Genomic DNA, 22,368 nt, shown 5'->3' with positions numbered 1-22,368 from the left:
TTTGGGTGGCTAGCCAGCCATCCTGCGCAAGGTAGGCGCGTAGACGAACCCTGAAAAGAGCCGCCGGGCAGTACGTACCACAGAGGCTTGCAGGGTCTTGCCATCGGCACCGCTGCGTGACAACGCGACGTCGATGCCACCACTTGGATGCTCAAGACGAACCTGGCTCAGGTCCAGGGCTTGTTCGCCCAGCAGATCCACAATGACGCTGCCGGGGCTGACACAGGCAGTGGCCAGCCCCACAGCACCGGTGATCGCCAGGGCACGGTGGCAATTGTGCGGCATGAAGTAGCGCACCTGGAGCGTGCCGTCGTAGCGCGGCTTGGACACCAGCACCGGCTTGGGGATCACCATGCCGCTGACATCGCCAAGGCCCATGGCCTTGCCGGCTTTGAGGCGCAGGGCTTCCAGACGCTTGAGCAGAGGGCCGTTGGCGTCGAGCTCGTCGGGCGTTTCGGCGCCGGTCATGCCCAGGTCACTGGCCTGGATGACCATCATGGGCATGGCCATGTCGATACAGGTCATGGGCACGCCATCGATCACATCCTTGGCTTGCCCGGTGGGGAACAGCTTGCCGGTCTTGCTGCCAACCGCATCGAGGAAGGTCAGGTGCACCGGCGCGGCAGTGCCCGGCACGCCATCGATGGCGGTACGCCCTTCATAGCGCACGATGCCACCCGGGGTTTCGACCAGCGAGTTGACGAAGGTGCCCGTGTTCAGGTTACGAATACGCACCAGGGTCTTGCCTTCCTGGCCCTTGACCAGCCCTTGCTCGATGGCGAAAGGACCGACCGCGCACAGCATGTTGCCGCAGTTGGGCGCAGTGTCCACGCGGCGCTGGGCGACCATCACCTGCACGAACAGGTAATCGACGTCGGCGTCGGCATGCAGCGACGGGCTGATGATCGCGACCTTGCTGGTCTGCGGGCTGCCGCCACCGATACCGTCGATCTCCAGCTCATGGCCGGACCCCATCAGGTCGATGAGCAATTCATCGCGTTCGACCACATTGGCAGGCAAGTCCCAGGCATGGAAGAACGGCCCTTTGGAGGTGCCGCCGCGCATGAGTACGCAAGGAATTCGTTGCATGATTTCGCACTCTTGTTGATCAATGGACATCATTGATGCCGTGAGCAAAAGAGTGACAGGGATGGATAAATCATTCCAATGCAAATATCGTAGCGATTATTCCGTTATACAACATAATAAAAATCGACTTGGACCTGAGGTGAATCGTGGAATATGAGCTTCAAGACATACGATCTTTCGTGAAAATCGCCGAACTCGGCAGCTTCCACGAGGCCGCCGAAGTGCTGCATCTGTCACAGCCGGCTTTAAGTCGACGTATCAAGAAGCTGGAGGAAGGGTTAGGCACCTCACTGTTGGAGCGCACCACCCGCCGTGTCAGCCTGACCAGCGTAGGCCGCGATTTTCTGCCCAAGGCCAGGCGCCTGCTGGACGACTTCGAGGATTCGATTCTCAGCATCCGGGAGCTGGCCGAGCGCCAGACCGGACAGGTGACGCTGGCCTGTATACCGACCGCAGCGTTCTATTTCTTGCCGTCGGTGATCCGCGACTACAACGACCAGTACCCCAAGATCCGCATTCGCCTGTTGGACCTGAGCGCCAATGACGGCCTGGAGGCCGTGCTGCGCGGGGAAGCCGATTTTGGCATCAACATGATGAGCGGCCAGCATCCGGACATCGAGTTCGTGTCCTTGGTGCAGGAGCACTTCGTGCTGGCCTGCCGGCGCGATCACCCATTAGCCAACCGCAATGCAGTGACCTGGACCGAGCTTGCCGACTATCGCTTGATCGGTGTCGGCCGGTTGAGCGGCAATCGCATGTTGCTCGACCACGCTCTGGCCGGGCTGAATCTGCGACCCAAATGGTTCTACGAAGTGCAGCACCTGTCCACGTCCCTGGGCATGGTCGAGGCCGGGCTTGGCGTATCGGCCATGCCTAGCCTGGCCATGCCCAGTGCAGACCACCCTACCCTGGTAAGCGTGCCGTTGATTGAGCCGGAGGTCACCCGCACCTTGGGCCTGGTTTACCGCCGCGGCGCCTCGCTGTCGCCGGCAGCGGAGAAGTTCGTGTCGATCCTGCTGGAGAAATGGCCGAACCGCTGAGCATGAAACATTCTTAACGCCGGTTAATTCAGCCCTGGGCCCGCCTGCCAATAAGCTGTGCGTTTTATCCGGAGTTTTCCCATGCTCAAGACGCTGTCCTGCACGGCCCTGCTGGTCGCCACCTTTGCCTGCTCTGCCGCAGAGCCCACCCCTGACCAAGCCCCCACGCTGACCGTGCTCAGCTCCGGCGGCATCATGGGCGCCATCCGCAACGTTGCACCGGCTTATGAACACACCTACGGGGTCAAGCTCAACGTGCTCGCCGCGCCATCGATGGGCCAGACCCCGCAAGCCATCCCGAATCGGCTGCAACGGGGCGAGCCGGCCGATGTGGTGCTGATGGTGGGCTCGGCGTTGGACAAGTTGGTCACCGACGGCAAGGCCGACAAGGCCAGCCGCATCGACCTGGGCAAGTCGTTCATTGCCATGGCCGTACGCAAAGGTGAGCCCAAGCCGGCTATCGGCACAATGGGTGAGTTGCGTCAGGTGCTGCTCGATAGCCCCTCGGTTGCCTACTCCGACAGCGCCAGCGGGGTCTACCTGTCCAAAACCTTGTTCCCGAGCATGAACCTTGGCGAAGGCTTCACCCACAAAGCCCACATGATCCCCGCCGAGCCCGTCGGCAAGGTGGTCGCACGCGGCCAGGCAGCCATCGGGTTCCAGCAACTGAGCGAGCTCAAGCCGGTGGCCGGCATCGACATCGTGGGGCTGATCCCGGCCGAGGGGCAAAAGATGACGATGTATTCGGGTGCGGTGGTTGCCAACAGCCAGCACCGGGCGGCGGCCCAGGCGCTGCTTGACTACATGGCCTCTGCCCAGGCGGACGCCGCCATCGAGAAAAGCGGCCTGACCCCGCTGCCGCACACGGCCCACTAAACTTCAACCCTCGCCCGGGCACGTTGATCGAAGGCGTGCCCTGCCGGCGTACCGCAGCGTCTGAGACCCATCCTTCCTCGTTCCCAAGGCCGTCGCGATGCAAGACATGCTGCAAGAGATCCTCGACCAGGTGCGCCCACTGCTCAGCCAGGGTCAGGTCGCGCAATACATCCCCGCCCTGGCCCAGGTCGACCCCAACCAGCTGGGTATCGCAGTGCACAGCCTTGATGGCCAGCTGCACTGCGCTGGCGATGCCTACACGCCCTTTTCCATCCAGAGCATTTCCAAGGTGTTCAGCCTGGTCCAGGCGATCAACCATAGTGGCGAAGACATTTGGTCGCGCCTGGGTTACGAGCCTTCGGGGCAGGCCTTCAATTCGCTGGTGCAGCTGGAGGTGGAAAAGGGTCGCCCGCGCAACCCGTTCATCAATGCTGGTGCACTGGTGATCTGCGACATCAACCAGTCACGCTTCGCCACCCCTGCCCTGTCGATGCGCGACTTCGTTCGCCGCCTGGCTGGCAACCCGCGTATCATCAGCGACACGGTGGTGGCCGAGTCCGAATACCAGCACCGCGCACGCAATGCCGCCATGGCCTGGCTGATGACTGCGTTTGGCAACTTTCATAACGACGTGGACGCGGTGCTGAGCAGCTACTTCCATCACTGCGCGCTGTCGATGAACTGCGTCGACGTAGCGCGGGGCTTTGCGTTTCTGGCCAACAGCGGCTATTGCCCGCACAGCGGTGAACACGTGCTCAGCGCACGTCAGGCCCAGCAGGTGAACGCGATCATGGCTACCAGCGGCTTGTACGACGAAGCCGGCAATTTCGCCTATCGTGTGGGCCTGCCGGGCAAGAGTGGCGTGGGCGGCGGCATCGTGGCAGTGGTCCCCGGGCGATACAGCATCTGCGTCTGGTCGCCAGCGCTCAACGCTTCTGGCAATTCGCTGGCAGGTATTCGCGCATTGGAATTGCTGAGTGAGCGCATCACGGGGTCGGTTTTTTCGGCGGTACCTTGAGGGCCATTTCCTACACGTCGGAACCCTTGTCAGATGTGCAAACCCCTTGTTTACAGCCAAGCACGATCGTCCCAAGTAAGATCCTGATGCACACCCAGGCCCGCAGGGAGAGCAGCCATGAGCATCAACAGCAAAAGACGACGTGACCTGAAAAAAGCCAAGAGAAAGCCTGCTAGCGGCGGTGGCAGTGGCCTGCAGCCGCGAGCCCTCTACCAGCTGAATAGCTTTCGCAAAGCGTACATCAAGAGCTGGGGCATCAACTCCGAAGGTCACTTGGCCCAGGGCCACTACCCCTGGATGGCCGAACGCGTGAAGGGCTTCCCACGTACCCTGGAGATCGGCTGTGGCGTCGGCCATTCCACGCTGGCGCTGCTGCAACAGGGGCATACCGTCGTGTGCGTGGAAGAGAACCCCCAGTGCATTGCGGCGACGCGCAAGCGGCTGGCCGACGAGGGCTTCAGCGTCGAGGTCATTGCCAGGGAAATGCCGGTTAGCCTCGATGAAAACGCTTACCGGCTGATCTACAGCGAAATCCCAGAAGCGCCCGAAGCGGACTGTTTGCTCATCGAGGGCGATGCCCTGAACGACCCCGCCCTCGAAGCATGGCTCGAACGTCAGCCCAAGTTCGACGCCGTCGCGTGCTGGTTGCTGGGTACCCATGATGCACGTGGGCACAACGCCGCGGTCGATCTGGGGCTGATGCCCACAGCCTATGAACATCGGATCTTCGTGCAGAACAGGGTCTACGAGATCGCCGACCGCATTCTTCGTTCTGGCGGCGTGCTGTCAGTGATCGACCGGGCTCAGACGCCGACCACACAGGATATGGTCGACAAACTGCTGCAGCACCATCGCGAGCAGGCCAGCGTGACGTCCCTGGTGGTGCAACCTGTGGAACATACGCCGCACGTCGAGTCTGAGCAGCAAGGCGCCATGCGTATGATGACCACTAACCCCCTCGATGCTGCAATGGCATTCACGCCTGACGACCGGCCTACGATGTCGTTGTGCTCCACGACGTCCGTCAAGCCGTGAGGCCAGCGGCTCGTACCCAGGCCAGGTGTTCGGGGATGGATTGATCTGCACAGGAAAAAGGTAGGAGTGTGAAAGAACTGGACCAGAGGCAGGCGCGCCCTTAGTTATCATTCGGTTCAGTTCCTTCACACACGGGTGCAGTGTCAGGGGGAGAAGAGCCCTGCACAACTGGCAAAATTACCAGCTGTGCGGGGCTTGAACTATTCATCAAACCCGCATCTTGCAGAACGTCGGTTGCCAGGTCACTGAATATACGGCATCGGCTTGCTCGTTCGGATCCAATGCCATGGCGGTATTGATCCAGGCGAACGAAAAAAGAAGCAGGCTTGCGGTCAGTAGGCGCATGAAATGACAAAAACGAAAAAAGACGCCTAAGCGTCTTTTTTCGATGATCCAAGAAACCAACAGGCCCCATAGATCGATATTTGGAGCGGGAAACGAGACTCGAACTCGCGACCCCGACCTTGGCAAGGTCGTGCTCTACCAACTGAGCTATTCCCGCGTCGTGATGGGTGCCATTCTAGCGATATCCAAAACGGCGTCAACCCCTTGATTCAAAAAAACTTTTATTTCTGCTCCGAGCCTTCGCGCAGGTGCGGCCAGGCAGCCACGAGGTAATGCACCATCGACCACAGGGTCAAGCCCGCCGCGACTAACAACAACCCATAACCCAGGATCACCCAGAAGGTTACCGCTGGCGGATTACCCAGCAGGATCACCAACGCCAGCATCTGTGCAGCCGTCTTCCACTTGCCCAGGTTGGACACGGCCACGTGCGCCCGCGCGCCCAGTTCGGCCATCCACTCGCGCAGCGCCGACACCACGATCTCGCGACCGATGATGACCGCAGCCGGCAAGGTGAGCCAGAAGTTGGCGTGGGTCTGCACCAGCAGCACCAGCGCAACGGCAACCATCAACTTGTCGGCCACCGGGTCCAGGAACGCACCGAACGGGGTGCTCTGCTGCAACCGACGCGCCAGGTAGCCATCCAGCCAGTCGGTGGCGGCGGCGACGGCAAATACGCTGCTGGCGGCCATGTAGCTCCAATGGAACGGCATGTAGAACAGCAGGATGAAAATCGGGATGAGCAGAACGCGTAGAACGGTGAGCAGGTTTGGAATATTCATCGGTACGACTGGCCGCGGGTTGAACCCGGCATTCTACTCGCTATGCAGGCTGGCATAAATCGACTCGGCAAGCTTTTTACTGATACCCGGTGCCTTGGCAATCTCGTCGACACTGGCGCGGTTGAGCTCTTGCAGGCCGCCGAAATGTTTCAGCAAGTCGCGCCGGCGCTTGGGCCCGACGCCTGCGACATCCTCCAGGCTCGACACCCGCCGGGCCTTGCCGCGACGGGCACGGTGGCCGGTGATCGCGAAGCGGTGGGCCTCGTCGCGGATCTGCTGGATCAGGTGCAGCGCTGGCGAATCACCCTTGAGGGTGAATTCGTTGTGTACATCGTTCAGGTACAGGGTTTCGAAGCCAGCCTTGCGCGTGACCCCTTTGGCCACGCCCAGCAGGGTCAGCTCGCTGAAACCCAGTTCCTGCATCACATCGCGCGCCATGTTCAACTGGCCCTTGCCCCCGTCCACCAGCAGCACGTCCGGCAGCTTGCCCTCGCCATCGCGGATACGCCCATAACGACGGGTCAGGGCCTGGTGCATGGCGGCGTAGTCGTCGCCGGCCGTGACGCCCTCGATATTGAAGCGCCGGTAGTCCGACTTGATCGGCCCTTCCGGCCCGAACACCACGCAGCTAGCGACCGTCGCCTCGCCACTGGAATGGCTGATGTCGTAGCACTCCAGGCGCTGCGGCACTTCGTCCAGGCCCAGTACTTCGGCCAGTGCGTCAAAGCGTGCTGCCATGTGCTGGCGGTTAGCCAGGCGTGCGTTGAGCGCCTGCTCGGCGTTGGTCACTGCCAACTGCTGCCAGCGCGCACGGGTGCCACGCACTCGATGGCTGATGGTCAGCTCGCGGCCGCGCAGGGCATTGAGGGCCTCGGTGATGGCCTCGAAGTCCTCGTGCACCACGTTGACGATCAGCTCCCCCGGCAACTCACGCTCCGGGTTGCCGACGTAGTACTGGGAAACGAATGCCGCCATCACCTCGGAAACGTCTTCCTCGATGCCGACCTGCGGGAAGAAGTTCTTGCTCCCTAGCACACGCCCACCACGGACGCTGATCATGTGGACGCAAGCGCCACCGGGGTTGACGAACGCGGCAATGACGTCAACCTCGCCGCTGCCCCCTTCGATGTACTGCTGGTCCTGTACGCGGCGCAGCAGGCCGATCTGGTCGCGCAGTTCGGCTGCCTTTTCGAAATTGAGGTCCATGGCAGCCTTTTCCATCTCGGCATTGAGCTCGTTGCCCAACTGCTGGCTGCGCCCTTCCAGGAACATCACCGAATGGCGTACGTCCTCGGCATATTCCTCGGCGCTGACCAGGCCGGTGCAAGGCCCCTTGCAGCGCTTGATCTGGTATTGCAGGCATGGACGGGTGCGGTTGGCGTAGTAGCTGTCCTCGCATTGCCGTACCAAAAAGGTCTTTTGCAGCACGCTCAGGCTCTCGCGGATGGCCCCGGCACTTGGGTAGGGGCCGAAGTAGCGCCCCTTGGCTTTCTTCGCGCCCCGATGAATGCCAAGCCGCGGGAACTGACCGTCGGAGAGGAATACATAAGGGTAGGACTTGTCGTCACGCAGCAGGATGTTGTACGGCGGGCGCCACTCCTTGATCAGGTTCTGCTCCAGCAGCAGCGCCTCGGTTTCGTTGGCGGTGATGGTGGTTTCCACCTGGGCGATGCGGCTGACCAGTGCGGCGGTCTTGGGCGCCAGCCCGGACTTGCGAAAATAGCTGGCCAGGCGCTTCTTGAGGTTCTTGGCCTTGCCTACATAGAGCAGCCGCGCATCGGCATCGAACATTCGGTACACACCCGGGCGACCACTGCAGGTCGCCAGGAATGCGCTGGCATCAAAGACTTCAGACATGAGGTTTACAGGCTTGCGTCAACCATACCGTGGCGAACGGCCAGCAATGTCAGTTCGACGTCGCTGGTGACCGAGAGTTTTTCAAAGATCCGGTACCGGTAGGTATTGACGGTCTTGGGCGAGAGGCACAACTTGTCGGAAATGATCTGCACTTTCTGGCAGCCGACGATCATCAGGGCAATCTGGATTTCACGCTCGGACAACGCATCGAATGGCGAGCCCTGTGGCTGGAACGATTTTAGCGCCAACTGCTGAGCGATCTGCGGGCTGATGTAGCGTTGGCCGGCAAATGCCAGGCGAATGGCCTGGACCATCTCATCGAGGCCGGCGCCCTTGGTCAGGTAGCCGGCCGCCCCGGCTTGCAGCAGGCGCGTGGGGAACGGGTCTTCTTCACACACGGTCACTGCCACCACCTTTATGTCAGGGTGGCTGCGCAGCAACTTGCGCGTGGCCTCAAGACCGCCAATGCCAGGCATCTTGACGTCCATCAGCACAACGTCTGGCTTGAGCTCGCGCGCAAGCTTGAGCGCCGATTCACCGGAGTCCCCCTCACCTACCACCTGCAAGCCGTCGATGTCGGCCAGCATGCGCGTAATACCGGTTCGCACCAGATCGTGGTCGTCGACCACTAGGACCCTAATCAAGCACACACCTCTTCAGCAGGGCGATTGTATGACGCCACCTTAACAAAATTTTTCAAGACCGGCCTAGCGCATTGCTTTCGTCATAAACGACTGACAACCTGGGTCTGAATATATACGCCCCGGCTGCTCATGCCTGTGGTCAGACAGACGTTCCAACAGGTGAACAATCGCCGCCTTGTCGGCCTCAGCCAGGCCCCGAAGCGCGTTGAGCACGTCCGACTCCTGCGCACTAAGCCCATGCAAGGGTACAGGGGTGCGTACCCCGTTCAGAACATACAGCGCATCAACCCCCCTGGCCGCTACCGCGGCCAGGTAATCGACACGTGGCATGCGCTCCCCACTTTCGTATTTGCCCTGTGCGTTGGGTTCCACCCCGCCGATATCGCCGAATACACGCTGGGTCATACCCAGCCGTTCACGTTCTTCCCGCAGCCGGGGGCCGATTCCATTCATCCGGGCGTCTCCTTGTCCCTGGGTATCTCCGAGCAGCGCCACGTCCGCACGCACCGCTGCCTCGTTTACACAGGGCACTATGCCGCTGACGGACGACTGGGACAAGGCATCATTGCCCTGAGCAATCGATCCTGCGCTGCATGCGCACAAAACAATCATCCTCGCCCATTTCTACGAACCCTCGCCGCTGGTAAAGCCTGCGCGCCGGGTTGGTGCGAAACACCATCAGCCTGAGCAGGCCCAAGCGTCGTTGGGCTGCCCATTGCGCGAGCGTTTCGAGCACCCAGCTGCCAACGCCCTGCCCATGGTAAGCAGGAAGCAAATGCAACTCCCGGATGAAAAGCGCCTGGCTATCCTGGCTGAGACTGCAGAAACCCAACACGGCGTCGGTATCGGTGTCGGTCACTAGCCACTGCTCGCGCCACTGCCAGGCCTGGTCGAATGCCTGCTCCACCCACAGAAGGTCGTATCGGTGGTAATAAGGCAGCATGAGGCGGCGCGTCAGGTCGCGGGCGAACGTCAGATCACTGTCAGTGGCAGGAATGAGTTGCAGCATCACGCGTTCTCCCGCTCAGGCAGGCTTGGTCGGAACGAACTCACGCCCTTGCGTGGGCTTGGCGCTGCAATTTATCGGTATCGACACGAACGAACACCGAATCGGCCCTGACGGTGAGCACCCCATCGGCCCACACCTCGCAGATCACCCGGCTTTTGCGTGCCACTTCCCCCTCGACTCGAGCCTTGAGCAGCAGCTCAACCCCCATGGGTGTCGGTTTGAGGTACTCAAGCCCCAGGCGGCCAGTGACGCAATCGATACGCGGCAAGCTGCCAGGCGCCCGGCCTTCGCTTCGATAGTGATAGGCCATGGCCGTCCAATTGGAGTGGCAGTCCACCAGCATTGCCAGCAATCCGCCATAGACCAGCCCCGGCCAGCCGGTAAAGGTAGCGTCGGGGGTGTGTCGACAGATCAGATGAATGCCGTCTTCGGCCCAATGGCTTTGTACACGGAGCCCGTGCGGATGGGCGCTGCCACAGCCATAGCAAATGCCATCCGGGGCAGCCACTGCTTGCAGGCTCAAGGCTTGATCGTTCATACGCTTCCTGTGCTTGTTGTAATGAGGGCGCGCTACGCCCCCATTAAAGCAGATAGGTCACGCGGTTTGCAGGCTTGCCTTGCCGGGGCGCCTGGCCAGCGCCACCACGAGGATGAACGTCGTGACCCCGGCTGTCATCAATGTCTCGTAACGGTAGGCATCGCTGAACAACATGTACCCCAGGACCAGGACGATGGTGGCGATCACCAGCCAGGTGAGCCAGGGGAACAACCACATCTTCAGCTCCAGCAAGCGCCCTTCGCGCTCCGCGCGCGCACGCATGCGCAGTTGGGACACGGCGATGACCAGATACACCAGCAACGCGATGGCACCGGTGGTGGACAGCAGAAAGCCGAACACCTTGCCTGGAAACACGTAGTTGACCAGACACCCGGCAAACCCTGCCAACGTCGAGAGGATCACCGCGACCGTAGGCACGCCGGAGCCTGCAATGCGCCGGGTGATGGGCAGAGCCTGCCCGCGGGCGCCCAGCGAATACAGCATGCGCGAGGCGGTATACAGCCCCGAGTTCATGCAACTGGTCACGGCCACCAGCACCACCATGTCCACCAGCAGCTTGGCGCCAGGCACCTTCAGCACCTCAAGAACCCGTTGGAACGAGCCGACTGCCTTGAGCCCTGGGTCATTCCAGGCCACCAGCGAAACCACCAGGAAGACCGAAGCCAGGTAGAAGATCGCGATGCGGTACACCACCAGGTTGGTGGCACGACGGATCTTGTCCTTGGGGTTGGCCGTTTCGTCGGCAGCGATGGTGACGATCTCCGCGCCGAAGAACGAAAAGATGGTGATCAGTACACCGCCCAGTACGGTGCCAAAGCCGTTGGGCATGAAGCCCCCGGCATCCCAGAGCCGGCTGACCCCGGACACGTCGGCCAAGGGCCAGAAGCCAGTCACCGCCAGGGTACACACGACGATGAAGGCAACGATGGCCACGACCTTGATCAACGCGAACCAGTACTCGAAGGCGCCGAAGTTCTTGACACTGATCAAGTTGGTACCCGATAGCACGAGCATGATCAGGAAGGCGAACAGCCAGGACGGCACCCCGGGAAAGTAGGCATGCAGGATATCAGCGCCGGCGATGGCCTCGACCGGAATGATCAGCACCCAGAACCACCAGTACAGCCAGCCGATGGTAAAGCCCGCCCACGGGCCGATGGCCTGCGAGGCGTAGGTGGAAAAAGAACCGCTATTGGGGTTGGCGATGGCCATCTCGCCCAGCATGCGCATCACCAGCAACACCAGCAGCCCGGTCATGGCATAGGAAATGAGGATCGCCGGGCCTGCCGTGGCGATGGCGTTGGAGGAGCCAATGAACAGCCCGGCGCCGATGATGCCGGCAATGGAAATCATCGATACCTGACGGGACGTCAGGCCATGTTGCAAGGAACGCTGTTTCTTGTTGTTCGGGGAAGCCATGTTGAACCCTCTGACTGGATCGCACGGTCATTTTTTGATCCGGGTCAGTATTGAGACTTGCCAGGGGTGTCACAAACGACGTTTTATCAGTACGTAATTCCTTGAGGGAATGATCAAGCGCTCTCCTATGTGGACTACGTCCCTTAGCACGGCGTATGAGCCTCCCTTGCAAAAGGGTGAATCATGTTGTTCAAAGAGCATGACCAGTGCACCACTGATCACAGCCTCGAACACATCAAGAACCGTAGGAATGAAACCAATCCAATAATTCGTTTGCACCCCCTGACCCTCCGCGCTTGGATAGGCAGTACATCGCCCACAGGTCCCCGCCTCATGAACCACGACTGCATCAGCCAATCCATCGCCATCGTTCATCCCATCACCCTTACACATGGCCGCAACGCCGAGGTGTGGGACGACCAAGGGAAACGCTACATCGATTTTGTAGGCGGCATTGGCGTGCTGAACCTGGGCCATTGCAATCCGGCGGTCGTACAGGCCATACAGGAACAAGCCAGCCGCCTGACTCACTACGCTTTCAACGCAGCCCCACATGCCCCTTACCTTGAGCTGATGGCGCAACTGAGCCAATTCATCCCGGTCGCTTACCCGCTGGCCGGCATGCTGACCAACAGCGGCGCGGAGGCGGCCGAAAACGCCCTGAAAGTGGCCCGCGCGGCGACCGGCAAGCGCGCCATCGTCGCCTTCGATGGCGGTTTCCATGGCCGTACCCTGGCCACCCTGAACCTCAATGGCAAGGTGGCCCCTTACAAGCAGCGGGTCGGCGAGCTGCCGGGGCCGGTGTACCACCTGCCCTACCCCAGCGCCGACACCGGGGTTACCTGCGAGCAGGCCCTCAAGGCCATGGACCGCCTGTTCAGCGTCGAGCTGGCGGTGGAGGACGTGGCGGCGTTCATCTTCGAGCCAGTGCAAGGTGAAGGCGGGTTCCTCGCCCTTGACCCAACGTTCGCCCAGGCCCTGCGCCGTTTCTGCGACGAGCATGGCATCCTGATCATCATCGACGAGATCCAGTCGGGCTTCGGGCGTACCGGCCAGCGCTTCGCCTTCCCACGTTTAGGGCTTGAGCCCGATCTGCTGCTGTTGGCCAAAAGCATTGCCGGCGGCATGCCGCTGGGTGCGGTGGTCGGGCGCAAGGAACTGATGGCAGCGCTGCCCAAGGGCGGCCTGGGTGGCACTTATTCAGGCAACCCGATCGCCTGCGCAGCGGCCCTGGCCAGCCTGGCACAGATGACCGACGAGAATATCGCGACTTGGGGCGAACGCCAGGAACACGCAATCGTGCGCCGCTTCGAGCACTGGAAGGCTACAGGCCTGAGCCCGTTCATCGGCCGCTTGACCGGCGTCGGCGCCATGCGCGGGATCGAGTTCGTCAATGCCGACGGCAGCCCGGCACCGGCGCAACTGAGCAAGGTGATGGAAGCGGCACGCGCCAAAGGTCTGTTGCTGATGCCCAGCGGCAAGGCGCGGCACATCATCCGCCTACTGGCACCGCTGACCATCGAGGCCCACGTGCTCGAGGAAGGCTTGGATATTCTCGAGCAGTGCCTTGCCGAGCTTGGCGCCTGAAGAGGGGCTTAGAGACCCAGCTCTTGCGGGGTAAGCATATCGGACTCGAAGGCAATCCAACCGCCTTCGAGTTCGGCGTGGCCGTTGACGATCGGGCCGTAGTAGGTCAGGCCATTCTCCAGGGTCACGCAGATGTGCGTTGCGTTCTTTTCCGGAGCGGCCAGCGTACCGACGAAATGCACCTTCTTGAGGGTCTCGGTCACCGCTTCCAGGCCCACGCGCATGCTGGCGTTTTCCGAGGCTTCGATGTCGCCGCCTCGGTCTTCGGCGCTGATGGTGATGGTGGCGATGTACGGGTACTGGTTGCTCAAGCGGGTCTACCTCGAAACGTGGGTGGGCATAGGGGCGCGTAGAGTACGGCAGCCGCCGCCCCTTGTCTCTAGCGTTCGCCTGCCGAACCGGCGCGGTGCAGACCAACACAGGTGATCTGCCTGCAACGATCTGTTAGGGTGCCGGCCGATACACGCCCTAGCATACGAGGATCCCGAGTGAGCGCTGAAGAACCCATGATCGCCGACCTGTTCGACGTCGACAAACGCCTGTCCCTCAAGCCGGTGGTGGATTTCAACAGCTTCCTGCGCAATGCGTTTGGCGAGGGGCCCTGCCGCTGCCACCGTTGCCTTGAAGGCGCCGACCAGACGGCCTACGCCCTGGCGCACACGTTCTCGTTCGACGGCCGGCCATGGCATCGCCGCTTCGCCAGTACCGCCGCCAGCGACGTGGCGCAAGTCCTGAAAAAGGCCTGGCTGTCGTACACCAAAGCGGATCTGACGCTGTCCGGCATCCTCGACCTGGCCACCGTACAGACCTTCACGGATGCGGCGCTGCACCCGCGCCTGCTCGCCCTGCTGCCCGCCAGCGGGCTGGCCCATGAAGCGGACGGACAGTGGCACCTGCAGGCCCCGGCCGACTGAAGCCCTGGCCTGCGGCTCACTCGGCGGGCCCTCGCCTCAGTGCTGTTCGCCGGCCCGCTTGAGCAGCTTCTTGCAACGCTCGGACAAATGCACCACCCGCAGGTGCTTGCCGGCCTTGGCATAGCGCTCACGCAAGGTTTTCAGCGCGGCAATGGCCGAATAGTCCACGAAGCTCAGGTGCTGGCAGTCCAAGGTCACCTCGGCCGGATCAGTGGCCGGGTCGAACTGGTTCAGGAACGGCGCGGTCGAGGCGAAGAACAACGTGCCGTGCACCTGATAACGCTTGTGCCCGTGCTCATCCTCATGGCTGTCGGCGTACAGTTCGCGCGCATGCTGCCAAGCAAAGTTCACCGCCGCGATCACGATGCCGAACAGCACGGCCATGGCCAGGTCGGTGAACACAGTCACCACGGTGACGGCAATGATCGCCAGCATGTCGTTCACCGGCACCTTGTGCAGCACCCGCAGCGACGCCCAGGCGAACGTCTGTTGGGCGACCACGAACATGACACCCACCAGGGCCGCCAAGGGGATACGTTCGATCAATGGCGAAAGGAACAGCACGAACAACAGGATCATCACCCCGGCCATCACCCCTGACAGCCGCCCTCGCCCACCGGAACTGAGGTTGATTACCGTCTGACCGATCATGGCGCATCCGCCCATGCCGCCGCACAATCCCGACACCATATTGGCCGCCCCAAGCGCCACGCACTCGCGGTCCGGAAAGCCGCGGCTTTCGGTGATCTCGTCCGTCAGGTTGAGGGTGAGCAGGGTTTCGAGCAGGCCCACCATGGCCATCAACACGGCATAAGGGGCAATGATCTGCAAAGTTTCAAGGGTCCAGGGCACCGCCGGCCAGGCCAGCTGCGGAAGGCCACCGGCAATGTGGGCCATGTCACCCAGGGTGCGGGTCGGCAAATCGAACAGGTACACAAGCAGGCCTACGCCCAGGATCGCAACCAACGCCGGAGGCACAGCACGCGTGAGCCTGGGCAGAATGTAGACCACCGCCATCGTCAAGGCCACCAGGCCGACCATCAGGTACAAGGGCGCCCCGTTCAGCCAGCGCTCGCCTTGCTTGAAATGCTCAAGCTGGGCCATGGCAATGACGATCGCAAGACCATTGACGAAGCCGAGCATTACCGGGTACGGCACCAGCCTGACCAGCTTGCCCAGGCGCAACACGCCGAACAGGATCATCACCACGCCCCCGAGCAACACCGTCGCCAGCAGGTATTGCGCGCCGTGCTGCACCACCAGTGCGACGATCACGACGGCCATCGAGCCCGCAGCACCGGAAATCATCCCCGGCCGGCCGCCGAACAGCGCGGTCAGCGTGCAAATGACGAATGCGCCATAAAGGCCCATCAAGGGGTTGAGGTGTGCCACCAAGGCGAACGCGATGCATTCGGGCACGAGGGCAAACGAGGTGGTCAAGCCGGCCAGCAGGTCGGCACGTAGGCGAGCGGGTTTCATGGAATTCCTAGGTGACGGTCCAGAACGGACGGAGTGCGAAAACAAAGGCGCGATGTTACGGAATTTGTCAGGCAGGAGCCACCGATCAGCGCACCCGATCGCGGCTCTGCACCGCCAAATCCAGGGCACGCTGCATGTCCAGACGTGCAGAACGCCCGAGGTCCGGGTCATCCAGGCGCCCGCCTCGCTCCGACGGCAAAATGGGGGCAGTCAAGTCCTCGGCATCCATCGCCTCGAAATCCTGCAGCTCGCCAAGGGTCAGGGCACTGCGACGTAGCAGCATACGCACCTGCGTCGGGGTCAGCGCCGGGTTGATCGACAGCATCGCGGCCACGGTGGCCGCTACCAAAGGCGTGGCATAGGACGTGCCGCAATGCGGTTTGGCTTCGCCGGAGGGGCGCAGGCATGCGGCGGCGCTGACATCCACACGGCTGTCGATGTTGGAGCTATGGCGCTTGCGCACATGCCGCGGGTCACTGACGGGTACGGCGTGCTCACTGCGCTGATGGCCGCCTACAACCAGCAACTGTTCGGTGACGAATGACGACGGCAATCGGTATTCGTCCGTGCCCGACCACGAAGCCCCATTACCCGCCGAATTCACCACGATGACATCCGGATGCTTGGCCCGCAGCCACAGGAAAAACTCCTCCAGCAGCTCTTCATAACCGCTCATGGCCAGCCCGGAACGGACCAGCGAGTCGACCTCATCTCCCTTGATGTTACGGGCACCTACCCGGTGAATGCCCCAACTCCAGTTCAGCACCCGCACACCGTCCTGCACCAGGTTGACGGATGCGGCGATGTTGGCCGTGATACCGGCGTCGGAATTACGGTCGACGATCACATCGAACCCCGGGCTTGCCTTGCCCAGCCCAGCGAGAAAACCCTCGTCCTGAGCGGCGAAGATCCCCGCCACATGGGTGCCATGGCTAGCAGACGCGCTGCCGTCCCTGGCATACACGCACGTCTGCCCGTGCTCACAGGCGCCGCGATAACGCGTGAAGCCAGCCGCATCGAAGTCCACACCCCTTTCGATAACCCCGACACGCACAGGCTGGACAGGGATTCGGGAAGCAGGAATGCGGCGCTGATAGTAGTACAAGGCGTCCATGAAGCGGTTGGCGGCCCATTCATCCGCCTGGGTGATAGCCGGCTCGGCGCGGTCGTCCCCCTCCTCGCCCCGTTCGGGAGCCGACTCTTCGACGATCACTGCATCGACACTGACCTCCGTACCCATGCGCAGGATCATGGCGTCCCGTTGCACCAGGTCGTGCACCGGCAGGCGCAACTGGTAGACGTTCAGCGGCGCAATGGCGCCCACCACCTGCGCGCCGTACTTTTCGGCAATGCGACGGGCCTCCTGCAGACCGTCGTGCTTTTCCTCTATCAGCACGCTGACAAGATTCAGGTAGGTGGTCAGGCCGTCCATGTTCTTGGCCACTTCATCGGGGCCTGCGGCGATCACATGGCTGCGCTGGCGGGTCAACCATACGGAGTTGCTGGCCTGCCCGTTGACCTCCAGCCACAACGGCGCACTCGACCCAGACCGGTGTTCAAGGGTCAGCGTGAACGTGTCGCCTTGGCGCTCCAACGCTTTAGCAGGCACTGTCACACCCCCAACCTTGAATGTTGGCGGCTGTTCACCCAGCCCCGTCACGCGCAGGCACCACTGCTGGCGTTCGGTACTCAATACATCACCGCAGCGTTGCAGTTGCTGGATGCGCAGCGTATCAGGCGCTGCCTGCAAACCGGCGCTCCACAAGCACCCCCATACGATGAACCAGCGTTTCATGACAGTCGCCCCCGGATGGCCTGTGATTGCGACCCACGGCCCCTGCCAAGGTTCAGCCGCTGCCCTGTCCTTCGGGACCCTCCTTGTGGAAGCCGAGGTCCAAGATGGCACCACTGACGATCCAGGAATTAATTGCTGCGAAATAGCTCAGGAAGTCCAGGCGCTGCCGATGCAGCGATTACACTCACCTTTTACGGAGACTCTGCCCATGTCCACACGCCCGCTTTTCATATCGCTGGCCCTGCTGGTCAGCCTGAGCGCACAGGCCGAGACTGAGGTCGTGCCGCTGCAGCACCGCAGCAGCGCCGAATTGCTGGCGCCCGCGCAAGCCTTCATCGGCCAGGACGGCACCGTCAGTGCCTTCGAGAACAAGCTCATCGTCAATGCCAGCCCACAACGCATTGGCGAGTTGCGTAACGTGCTCAAGCAACTGGACACGACCGCCAAGCGCTTGCTGATCAGCGTCGACACCAGCGACAGCCAATTTCAGGATACCCGCGGCAACGCCAGGATCATCCGCCACGGCACCTCCAACCGCGACGGCGGCGTACAGCAGATCCAGGCCAGCGAAGGCCAACCAGCGCTGATCCAGGTCGGCCAGAGCATCCCCGTCACCAGCTCCAGTACCGATGGATACGGGCGTGTGCAGAGCGACACCCAATACCGCAATGTCACCCAAGGTTTTTACGTAACACCGACGCTTACTGGGGAGACCGTTCGCCTACAGATCAGCACCAATAATGATCGTATTAGCCGCGAACGTGCAGATGTAGTGGATGTTCAAAGCACCGACACAACCCTGACCGGCACGGTTGGCGAGTGGATCGATATGGCCGGGTACAACCAGCAGAGCCAGGCCGGTTTCAGCAGCGCAAGCCACATCTACAGCACCGAGCGGGGAAAAAACATGACAGTGCGGGTGAAAGTCGATGTTTTGGACTGATCCCAGACAGTCTGCGGCCTCGACCAAAGGCCTCTGAACTGACTGATGAGTCGTATTAGACCAAAGATGTAGTAGACCTAAAAAAGCACTACAAAACGTTTGACAGGCACTTTTTCACGAGGGCATGATGGCCTCGCTCCCGCTAATCAGGGGCCCTGGCAAGGGCCTTCGGGGCGCTCTCTGTCACCTTGGAGGCGCCCTGTGTCCGTACAGCCCACAAGGCGGTTCGACGAGGTGGCGACTGCAACGAGCAAGTGGTTGCGAGGGACTCAAGTGCGTCACCGCCGTCACAGCATTCGCGTAGCACCGCAGCGAGGCATCCACGAGCCGACCTGCCGGGGCACCGATGGACCTGACTGCCCGCCTTGCCCCTCATCCCTGCCCGATGCCGCCGTACCCGCTTGAACAGGACTGCCGCCAGCGCCCTGATCTGCCCCGAGCATCCGCACAACTAACCCAAGATCGATGCGACGAGGTTTACTTCCATGGCACTGACACGCGAACAGCAAATTGCAGCCCTTGAGAAAGACTGGGCCGAAAACCCGCGCTGGAAAGGCGTGACCCGTACCTACACCGCCGCCGATGTCGTTCGCCTGCGTGGCTCCCTGCAGCCGGAGCACACCCTGGCCCGCCTGGGTGCAGAAAAGCTGTGGAAGCTGGTTACCCAAGGTGCACATCCATCGTTCCGCCCGGAAAAAGATTTCGTCAACTGCATGGGCGCCCTCACCGGCGGCCAGGCAGTGCAGCAGGTCAAGGCAGGCATCCAGGCCATCTACCTGTCGGGCTGGCAGGTAGCTGCCGACAACAACTCCGCCGAGTCCATGTACCCCGACCAGTCGCTGTACCCGGTCGACTCCGTGCCGACGGTGATAAAGCGCATCAACAACTCCTTCCGCCGCGCCGACCAGATCCAGTGGAAGGCTGGCAAGAACCCAGGCGATGAAGGCTACATCGACTACTTCGCGCCCATCGTGGCGGATGCCGAAGCCGGTTTTGGCGGCGTGCTCAACGCCTATGAGCTGATGAAGAACATGATCGAAGCAGGCGCTGCGGGCGTGCACTTCGAAGACCAGCTGGCCTCGGTGAAAAAATGCGGCCACATGGGCGGCAAGGTGCTGGTGCCAACCCAGGAAGCCGTGCAAAAGCTGGTCGCCGCGCGCCTGGCAGCCGACGTTTCGGGCGTACCAACCATCATCCTTGCCCGTACCGACGCTAATGCTGCCGACCTGCTGACCAGTGACTGCGACCCCTACGATCAGCCGTTCGTGATCGGCGAGCGCACCCGCGAAGGCTTCTACAAAGTGCGCGCAGGGCTAGACCAGGCCATCGCCCGCGGCCTGGCCTACGCCCCGTACGCCGACCTGATCTGGTGCGAAACCGCCAAGCCGGACCTGGACGAAGCCCGCCGCTTTGCCGAAGCGATCAAGAAGGAATATCCGGACCAGATCCTCTCGTACAACTGCTCGCCTTCGTTCAACTGGAAGAAGAACCTGGACGATGCCACCATCGCCAAATTCCAGCGTGAGCTTTCGGCCATGGGCTACAAGCACCAGTTCATCACCCTGGCCGGCATCCACAACATGTGGCATGGCATGTTCAACCTGGCGCACGACTACGCCCGCAACGACATGACCGCCTACGTGAAGTTGCAGGAACAGGAGTTCGCCGACGCCAGCAAGGGTTACACCTTCGTGGCGCATCAGCAGGAAGTGGGTACGGGGTACTTCGATGACATGACCACCGTGATTCAGGGCGGGGCTTCGTCGGTGACTGCGCTCACCGGTTCGACTGAGGAAGAGCAGTTCCACTGATAGTGGGTTGCAATCGAACAAAGCCCCAAGCTTCCTAAGCTTGGGGCTTTGTCTCATGCACCTGACACAAGCAGGCATACACTGCACCTGCAACGGCATGCAGGCATCAAGCAATGACTACTCAGCTGCCAGCTGAGCTCTCTCCATGCAAAACTGCATCTAGACATGTGACCGCACAGTACCTCACTGGGCCATGCCCAGCTCGGCATCATCCATCAATGCCTTGGCCATGGCGCTGAGGTAGTGGGCCGCCCAGATCATCATTGGCCTGTCCTCCGTCAGGCCAATGATGGTCAGTTCGCGAACGTAACCCATCAACTCTGACGACTGCTCGCGAGCATCCCGGCACGGTATGCCGGGCTCGATGCGAAACAACGCGTGCGTGCCGTTTTCACCTTGGCAAAAAGTTGTTTGACCGACGGTGAACTGGGTGTCTTCTGTGGTCATGGTTGAATCCCCTGGAAATTTCCGACTGCATGGCCGGCCCCCGATGCGGGCAGATCCGCTCCCGCCGTCAATGTGGAACATTGCAGGCTGCGGTGATTGCGTAGGCGTGGACTTACCCGCCAAAGGCCGGCTGTCGCTACACATCGATCAGCCTCAGTGCAAAGGCTTGGCACCGGCTGGCATCTGCACCTGAATCAAGGCCGACTCAAGCAAAGCCCGAAGCGCTTCGAGTTCATGCATCGAGGTCATCATGAGGATCGATGCAGGGGACTTGGGCTGTTGGAGCAAGGCTTGATGCACCACGGTCGCTGCGCAGAGTGCGTGGTCGGTGGCCTGGATCAGGGTGTCTTCGAGGGAATGAGAGATGCGAGGTGGATCGGGGACTATCTTCAACATAGCTATTTACCTTCTATGGCTGGCCACCCACCTGCTGTCAAACAGAAGGGCGGCAGCTGTACGTGGGTTGACAGACCGGCGGAAATAGCTAAGTTCCGGCGCACGCAAGCGTGCCCGCACGCACAGCCACCATATAGGAAAGCCGCGCACTATTTACCGTCACAGCCTGTCAAAGCTGTGTCGTTGATGAGCAACGACAGGCCGAGACTAGAGCGCTACCCGAACAGCCGCAACGGAAAACAGGCGGCAAGAGTATGTTTGGGAAATGCCCTACAGGGAAGGGGTTAAATCCGACATTCCAGTGACCCATCGCCTCACTGCACCTGGCGCTGAGCCCGCTCTGCGTATGCGATGTCGCCTAGAGCGAGCGCTGCCCTTCCAGCGCGTGCAGCCACGACGAGGAGCAATCAGAGCACCCTGGTCTATGCTTGCAGGCACAGCGCCACGCGCGACCCCACCACCGCAAACGCGCTTTAGTATTGACCCAGGGCGGTACCCAGCGGGTTGATAAGTGCTAGAACACGAGCTTTTCGCATTTGCAAGCAGAGGAAATCTGCAGATGAACTTTACAAGGCGCAGAACGGACCAAATAAGCGGCATCAGTCCAAATGATATTAATTATCATTACTCAATTCGTAATTCGTTACCACTCGCAAGAAACATAATTAACAAAAGCGCGCGCAATGCCCGAATTTCAAGGCTTTCAGCCAGTTACACGCCGATTATGTTGTTGACCCTGCGAATAAATTTGCTACGGAAATTTTACTTGGCCCGGGTTTACCCATAAAATCAGCAGGATTGATTCAGCTGCGACATTTGGTCACTGCAAGTGCGACACCACGTCGCCGCTCTACACTTATTTCAGACTGCAGAGCTGGGTCTCTGTATAAGGATTTAAAGCATGTCCGATTCGGCAGGACTCATCGCCCACAACTGGGGCTTTGCCATCTTCCTTCTGGGTGTCGTCGGCCTGTGCGCCTTCATGCTCGGCCTGTCCAGCCTGCTCGGCAGCAAGGCCTGGGGCCGCGCCAAGAACGAACCCTTCGAATCCGGCATGCTGCCCACCGGCAGCGCGCGCCTGCGCCTGTCGGCAAAATTCTATCTGGTCGCGATGCTCTTCGTGATCTTCGATATCGAAGCCCTCTTTCTCTTTGCATGGTCTGTGTCCGTCCGCGAAAGCGGCTGGACCGGGTTCGTCGAAGCACTCGTTTTCATAGCAATTCTGTTGGCAGGTCTTGTCTACCTATGGCGCGTCGGGGCCCTTGACTGGGCACCCGAAGGTCGCCGCAAGCGGCAAGCGAAGCTGAAACAATGAGGCTTTGG

At 61.2% G+C, this 22,368-nt stretch carries 22 protein-coding genes and 1 tRNA gene; 9 read left to right on the top strand and 14 right to left on the bottom strand.

Going from position 1 to position 22,368, the window contains the following annotated elements; all coding sequences use genetic code 11:
- Window positions 1-9 precede the first annotated feature (9 nt).
- Entirely contained in the window at window positions 10-1,089 is a 1,080-nt protein-coding gene (locus FS767_RS15770; RefSeq protein WP_144966737.1) for a 4-oxalomesaconate tautomerase, read from the bottom strand.
- Window positions 1,090-1,235: 146 nt separating this feature from the next.
- Between FS767_RS15770 and FS767_RS15765 the strand changes: the two genes are divergently transcribed.
- The 4 genes from FS767_RS15765 to FS767_RS15750 all read left to right on the top strand — a co-directional run bounded on the left by FS767_RS15765 (window position 1,236) and on the right by FS767_RS15750 (window position 5,058).
- Complete coding sequence (locus tag FS767_RS15765; protein WP_058605064.1) at window positions 1,236-2,129, top strand: LysR family transcriptional regulator; 894 nt, start codon at window positions 1,236-1,238, stop codon at window positions 2,127-2,129.
- 81 nt (window positions 2,130-2,210) lie between these two features.
- Window positions 2,211-3,005: a substrate-binding domain-containing protein gene (locus tag FS767_RS15760; RefSeq protein ID WP_078478320.1), complete on the top strand. Its 795-nt coding sequence runs from the start codon at window positions 2,211-2,213 to the stop codon at window positions 3,003-3,005.
- A gap of 97 nt (window positions 3,006-3,102) precedes the next feature.
- Entirely contained in the window at window positions 3,103-4,023 is a 921-nt protein-coding gene (glsB, locus tag FS767_RS15755) for a glutaminase B (protein WP_058605066.1), read from the top strand.
- 117 nt (window positions 4,024-4,140) lie between these two features.
- A complete protein-coding gene (locus tag FS767_RS15750; RefSeq protein WP_144966735.1) occupies window positions 4,141-5,058 on the top strand; it encodes a class I SAM-dependent methyltransferase in 918 nt (305 codons plus the stop codon).
- 426 nt (window positions 5,059-5,484) lie between these two features.
- Here FS767_RS15750 and FS767_RS15745 read toward each other — a convergent pair.
- The 8 genes from FS767_RS15745 to FS767_RS15710 all read right to left on the bottom strand — a co-directional run bounded on the left by FS767_RS15745 (window position 5,485) and on the right by FS767_RS15710 (window position 11,673).
- Window positions 5,485-5,560 (bottom strand) — tRNA-Gly (locus FS767_RS15745).
- Between the two features lie 64 nt (window positions 5,561-5,624).
- Complete coding sequence (gene pgsA / locus FS767_RS15740; RefSeq protein ID WP_023534788.1) at window positions 5,625-6,185, bottom strand: CDP-diacylglycerol--glycerol-3-phosphate 3-phosphatidyltransferase; 561 nt, start codon at window positions 6,183-6,185, stop codon at window positions 5,625-5,627.
- 33 nt (window positions 6,186-6,218) lie between these two features.
- Window positions 6,219-8,042, bottom strand: a complete 1,824-nt coding sequence (gene uvrC, locus FS767_RS15735) for an excinuclease ABC subunit UvrC (protein ID WP_058605068.1) — start codon at window positions 8,040-8,042, stop codon at window positions 6,219-6,221.
- Window positions 8,043-8,047: 5 nt separating this feature from the next.
- Window positions 8,048-8,686, bottom strand: a complete 639-nt coding sequence (gene uvrY / locus FS767_RS15730; protein WP_027916239.1) for a UvrY/SirA/GacA family response regulator transcription factor — start codon at window positions 8,684-8,686, stop codon at window positions 8,048-8,050.
- 63 nt (window positions 8,687-8,749) lie between these two features.
- Window positions 8,750-9,139, bottom strand: coding sequence for a helix-turn-helix domain-containing protein (locus FS767_RS15725; RefSeq protein WP_144966733.1), 390 nt, complete (start codon window positions 9,137-9,139; stop codon window positions 8,750-8,752).
- Window positions 9,140-9,248: 109 nt separating this feature from the next.
- Complete coding sequence (locus tag FS767_RS15720; protein ID WP_144966731.1) at window positions 9,249-9,698, bottom strand: GNAT family N-acetyltransferase; 450 nt, start codon at window positions 9,696-9,698, stop codon at window positions 9,249-9,251.
- Window positions 9,699-9,735: 37 nt separating this feature from the next.
- Window positions 9,736-10,233: a PaaI family thioesterase gene (locus FS767_RS15715; protein ID WP_144966729.1), complete on the bottom strand. Its 498-nt coding sequence runs from the start codon at window positions 10,231-10,233 to the stop codon at window positions 9,736-9,738.
- Between the two features lie 57 nt (window positions 10,234-10,290).
- On the bottom strand, window positions 10,291-11,673 hold the full coding sequence (locus tag FS767_RS15710) for an amino acid permease (protein WP_144966727.1): 1,383 nt from the start codon (window positions 11,671-11,673) through the stop codon (window positions 10,291-10,293).
- 333 nt (window positions 11,674-12,006) lie between these two features.
- Between FS767_RS15710 and FS767_RS15705 the strand changes: the two genes are divergently transcribed.
- Window positions 12,007-13,260 carry an aspartate aminotransferase family protein gene (locus FS767_RS15705; protein WP_144966725.1) on the top strand — a complete coding sequence of 418 codons (1,254 nt, stop codon included), beginning with the start codon at window positions 12,007-12,009 and terminating at the stop codon, window positions 13,258-13,260.
- Window positions 13,261-13,268: 8 nt separating this feature from the next.
- On the opposite strand, the gene FS767_RS15700 is transcribed toward FS767_RS15705, so the two are convergent.
- Window positions 13,269-13,571: a hypothetical protein gene (locus tag FS767_RS15700; RefSeq protein ID WP_027916244.1), complete on the bottom strand. Its 303-nt coding sequence runs from the start codon at window positions 13,569-13,571 to the stop codon at window positions 13,269-13,271.
- 177 nt (window positions 13,572-13,748) lie between these two features.
- On the opposite strand from FS767_RS15700, the gene FS767_RS15695 reads away from it, so the two are divergent.
- Window positions 13,749-14,174, top strand: a complete 426-nt coding sequence (locus FS767_RS15695; RefSeq protein ID WP_144966723.1) for a hypothetical protein — start codon at window positions 13,749-13,751, stop codon at window positions 14,172-14,174.
- A gap of 36 nt (window positions 14,175-14,210) precedes the next feature.
- Here the strand turns inward: FS767_RS15695 and FS767_RS15690 are convergent, their stop codons facing one another.
- Both FS767_RS15690 and FS767_RS15685 read right to left on the bottom strand, forming a co-directional pair.
- Window positions 14,211-15,653, bottom strand: a complete 1,443-nt coding sequence (locus tag FS767_RS15690) for a SulP family inorganic anion transporter (protein WP_144966721.1) — start codon at window positions 15,651-15,653, stop codon at window positions 14,211-14,213.
- Between the two features lie 85 nt (window positions 15,654-15,738).
- Window positions 15,739-17,448, bottom strand: coding sequence for a S8/S53 family peptidase (locus tag FS767_RS15685; protein WP_144966719.1), 1,710 nt, complete (start codon window positions 17,446-17,448; stop codon window positions 15,739-15,741).
- Between the two features lie 208 nt (window positions 17,449-17,656).
- Here FS767_RS15685 and FS767_RS15680 point away from each other — a divergent pair, with 208 nt between their 5' ends.
- Both FS767_RS15680 and aceA read left to right on the top strand, forming a co-directional pair.
- The gene (locus FS767_RS15680; RefSeq protein ID WP_144966717.1) at window positions 17,657-18,391 is read left to right on the top strand and encodes a secretin N-terminal domain-containing protein; all 735 of its coding nucleotides are present in this window, start codon (window positions 17,657-17,659) and stop codon (window positions 18,389-18,391) included.
- A gap of 485 nt (window positions 18,392-18,876) precedes the next feature.
- Entirely contained in the window at window positions 18,877-20,202 is a 1,326-nt protein-coding gene (aceA, locus tag FS767_RS15675) for an isocitrate lyase (RefSeq protein ID WP_144966715.1), read from the top strand.
- A 183-nt stretch (window positions 20,203-20,385) separates the two neighbouring features.
- Here aceA and FS767_RS15670 read toward each other — a convergent pair whose 3' ends face one another.
- A complete protein-coding gene (locus tag FS767_RS15670; RefSeq protein WP_058639791.1) occupies window positions 20,386-20,649 on the bottom strand; it encodes a DUF3077 domain-containing protein in 264 nt (87 codons plus the stop codon).
- A 153-nt stretch (window positions 20,650-20,802) separates the two neighbouring features.
- On the bottom strand, window positions 20,803-21,045 hold the full coding sequence (locus tag FS767_RS15665) for a hypothetical protein (protein ID WP_058639792.1): 243 nt from the start codon (window positions 21,043-21,045) through the stop codon (window positions 20,803-20,805).
- A gap of 901 nt (window positions 21,046-21,946) precedes the next feature.
- On the opposite strand from FS767_RS15665, the gene FS767_RS15660 reads away from it, so the two are divergent.
- Complete coding sequence (locus FS767_RS15660; protein WP_008096178.1) at window positions 21,947-22,360, top strand: NADH-quinone oxidoreductase subunit A; 414 nt, start codon at window positions 21,947-21,949, stop codon at window positions 22,358-22,360.
- Window positions 22,361-22,368 lie beyond the last annotated feature (8 nt).

The sequence above is a fragment of the Pseudomonas sp. DE0010 genome (assembly GCF_007680745.1).
GTDB lineage: Bacteria > Pseudomonadota > Gammaproteobacteria > Pseudomonadales > Pseudomonadaceae > Aquipseudomonas > Aquipseudomonas parafulva_B.
Note: the sequence above shows the minus strand (reverse complement) of the source record. Positions and strands in the feature narration are given on the sequence as shown.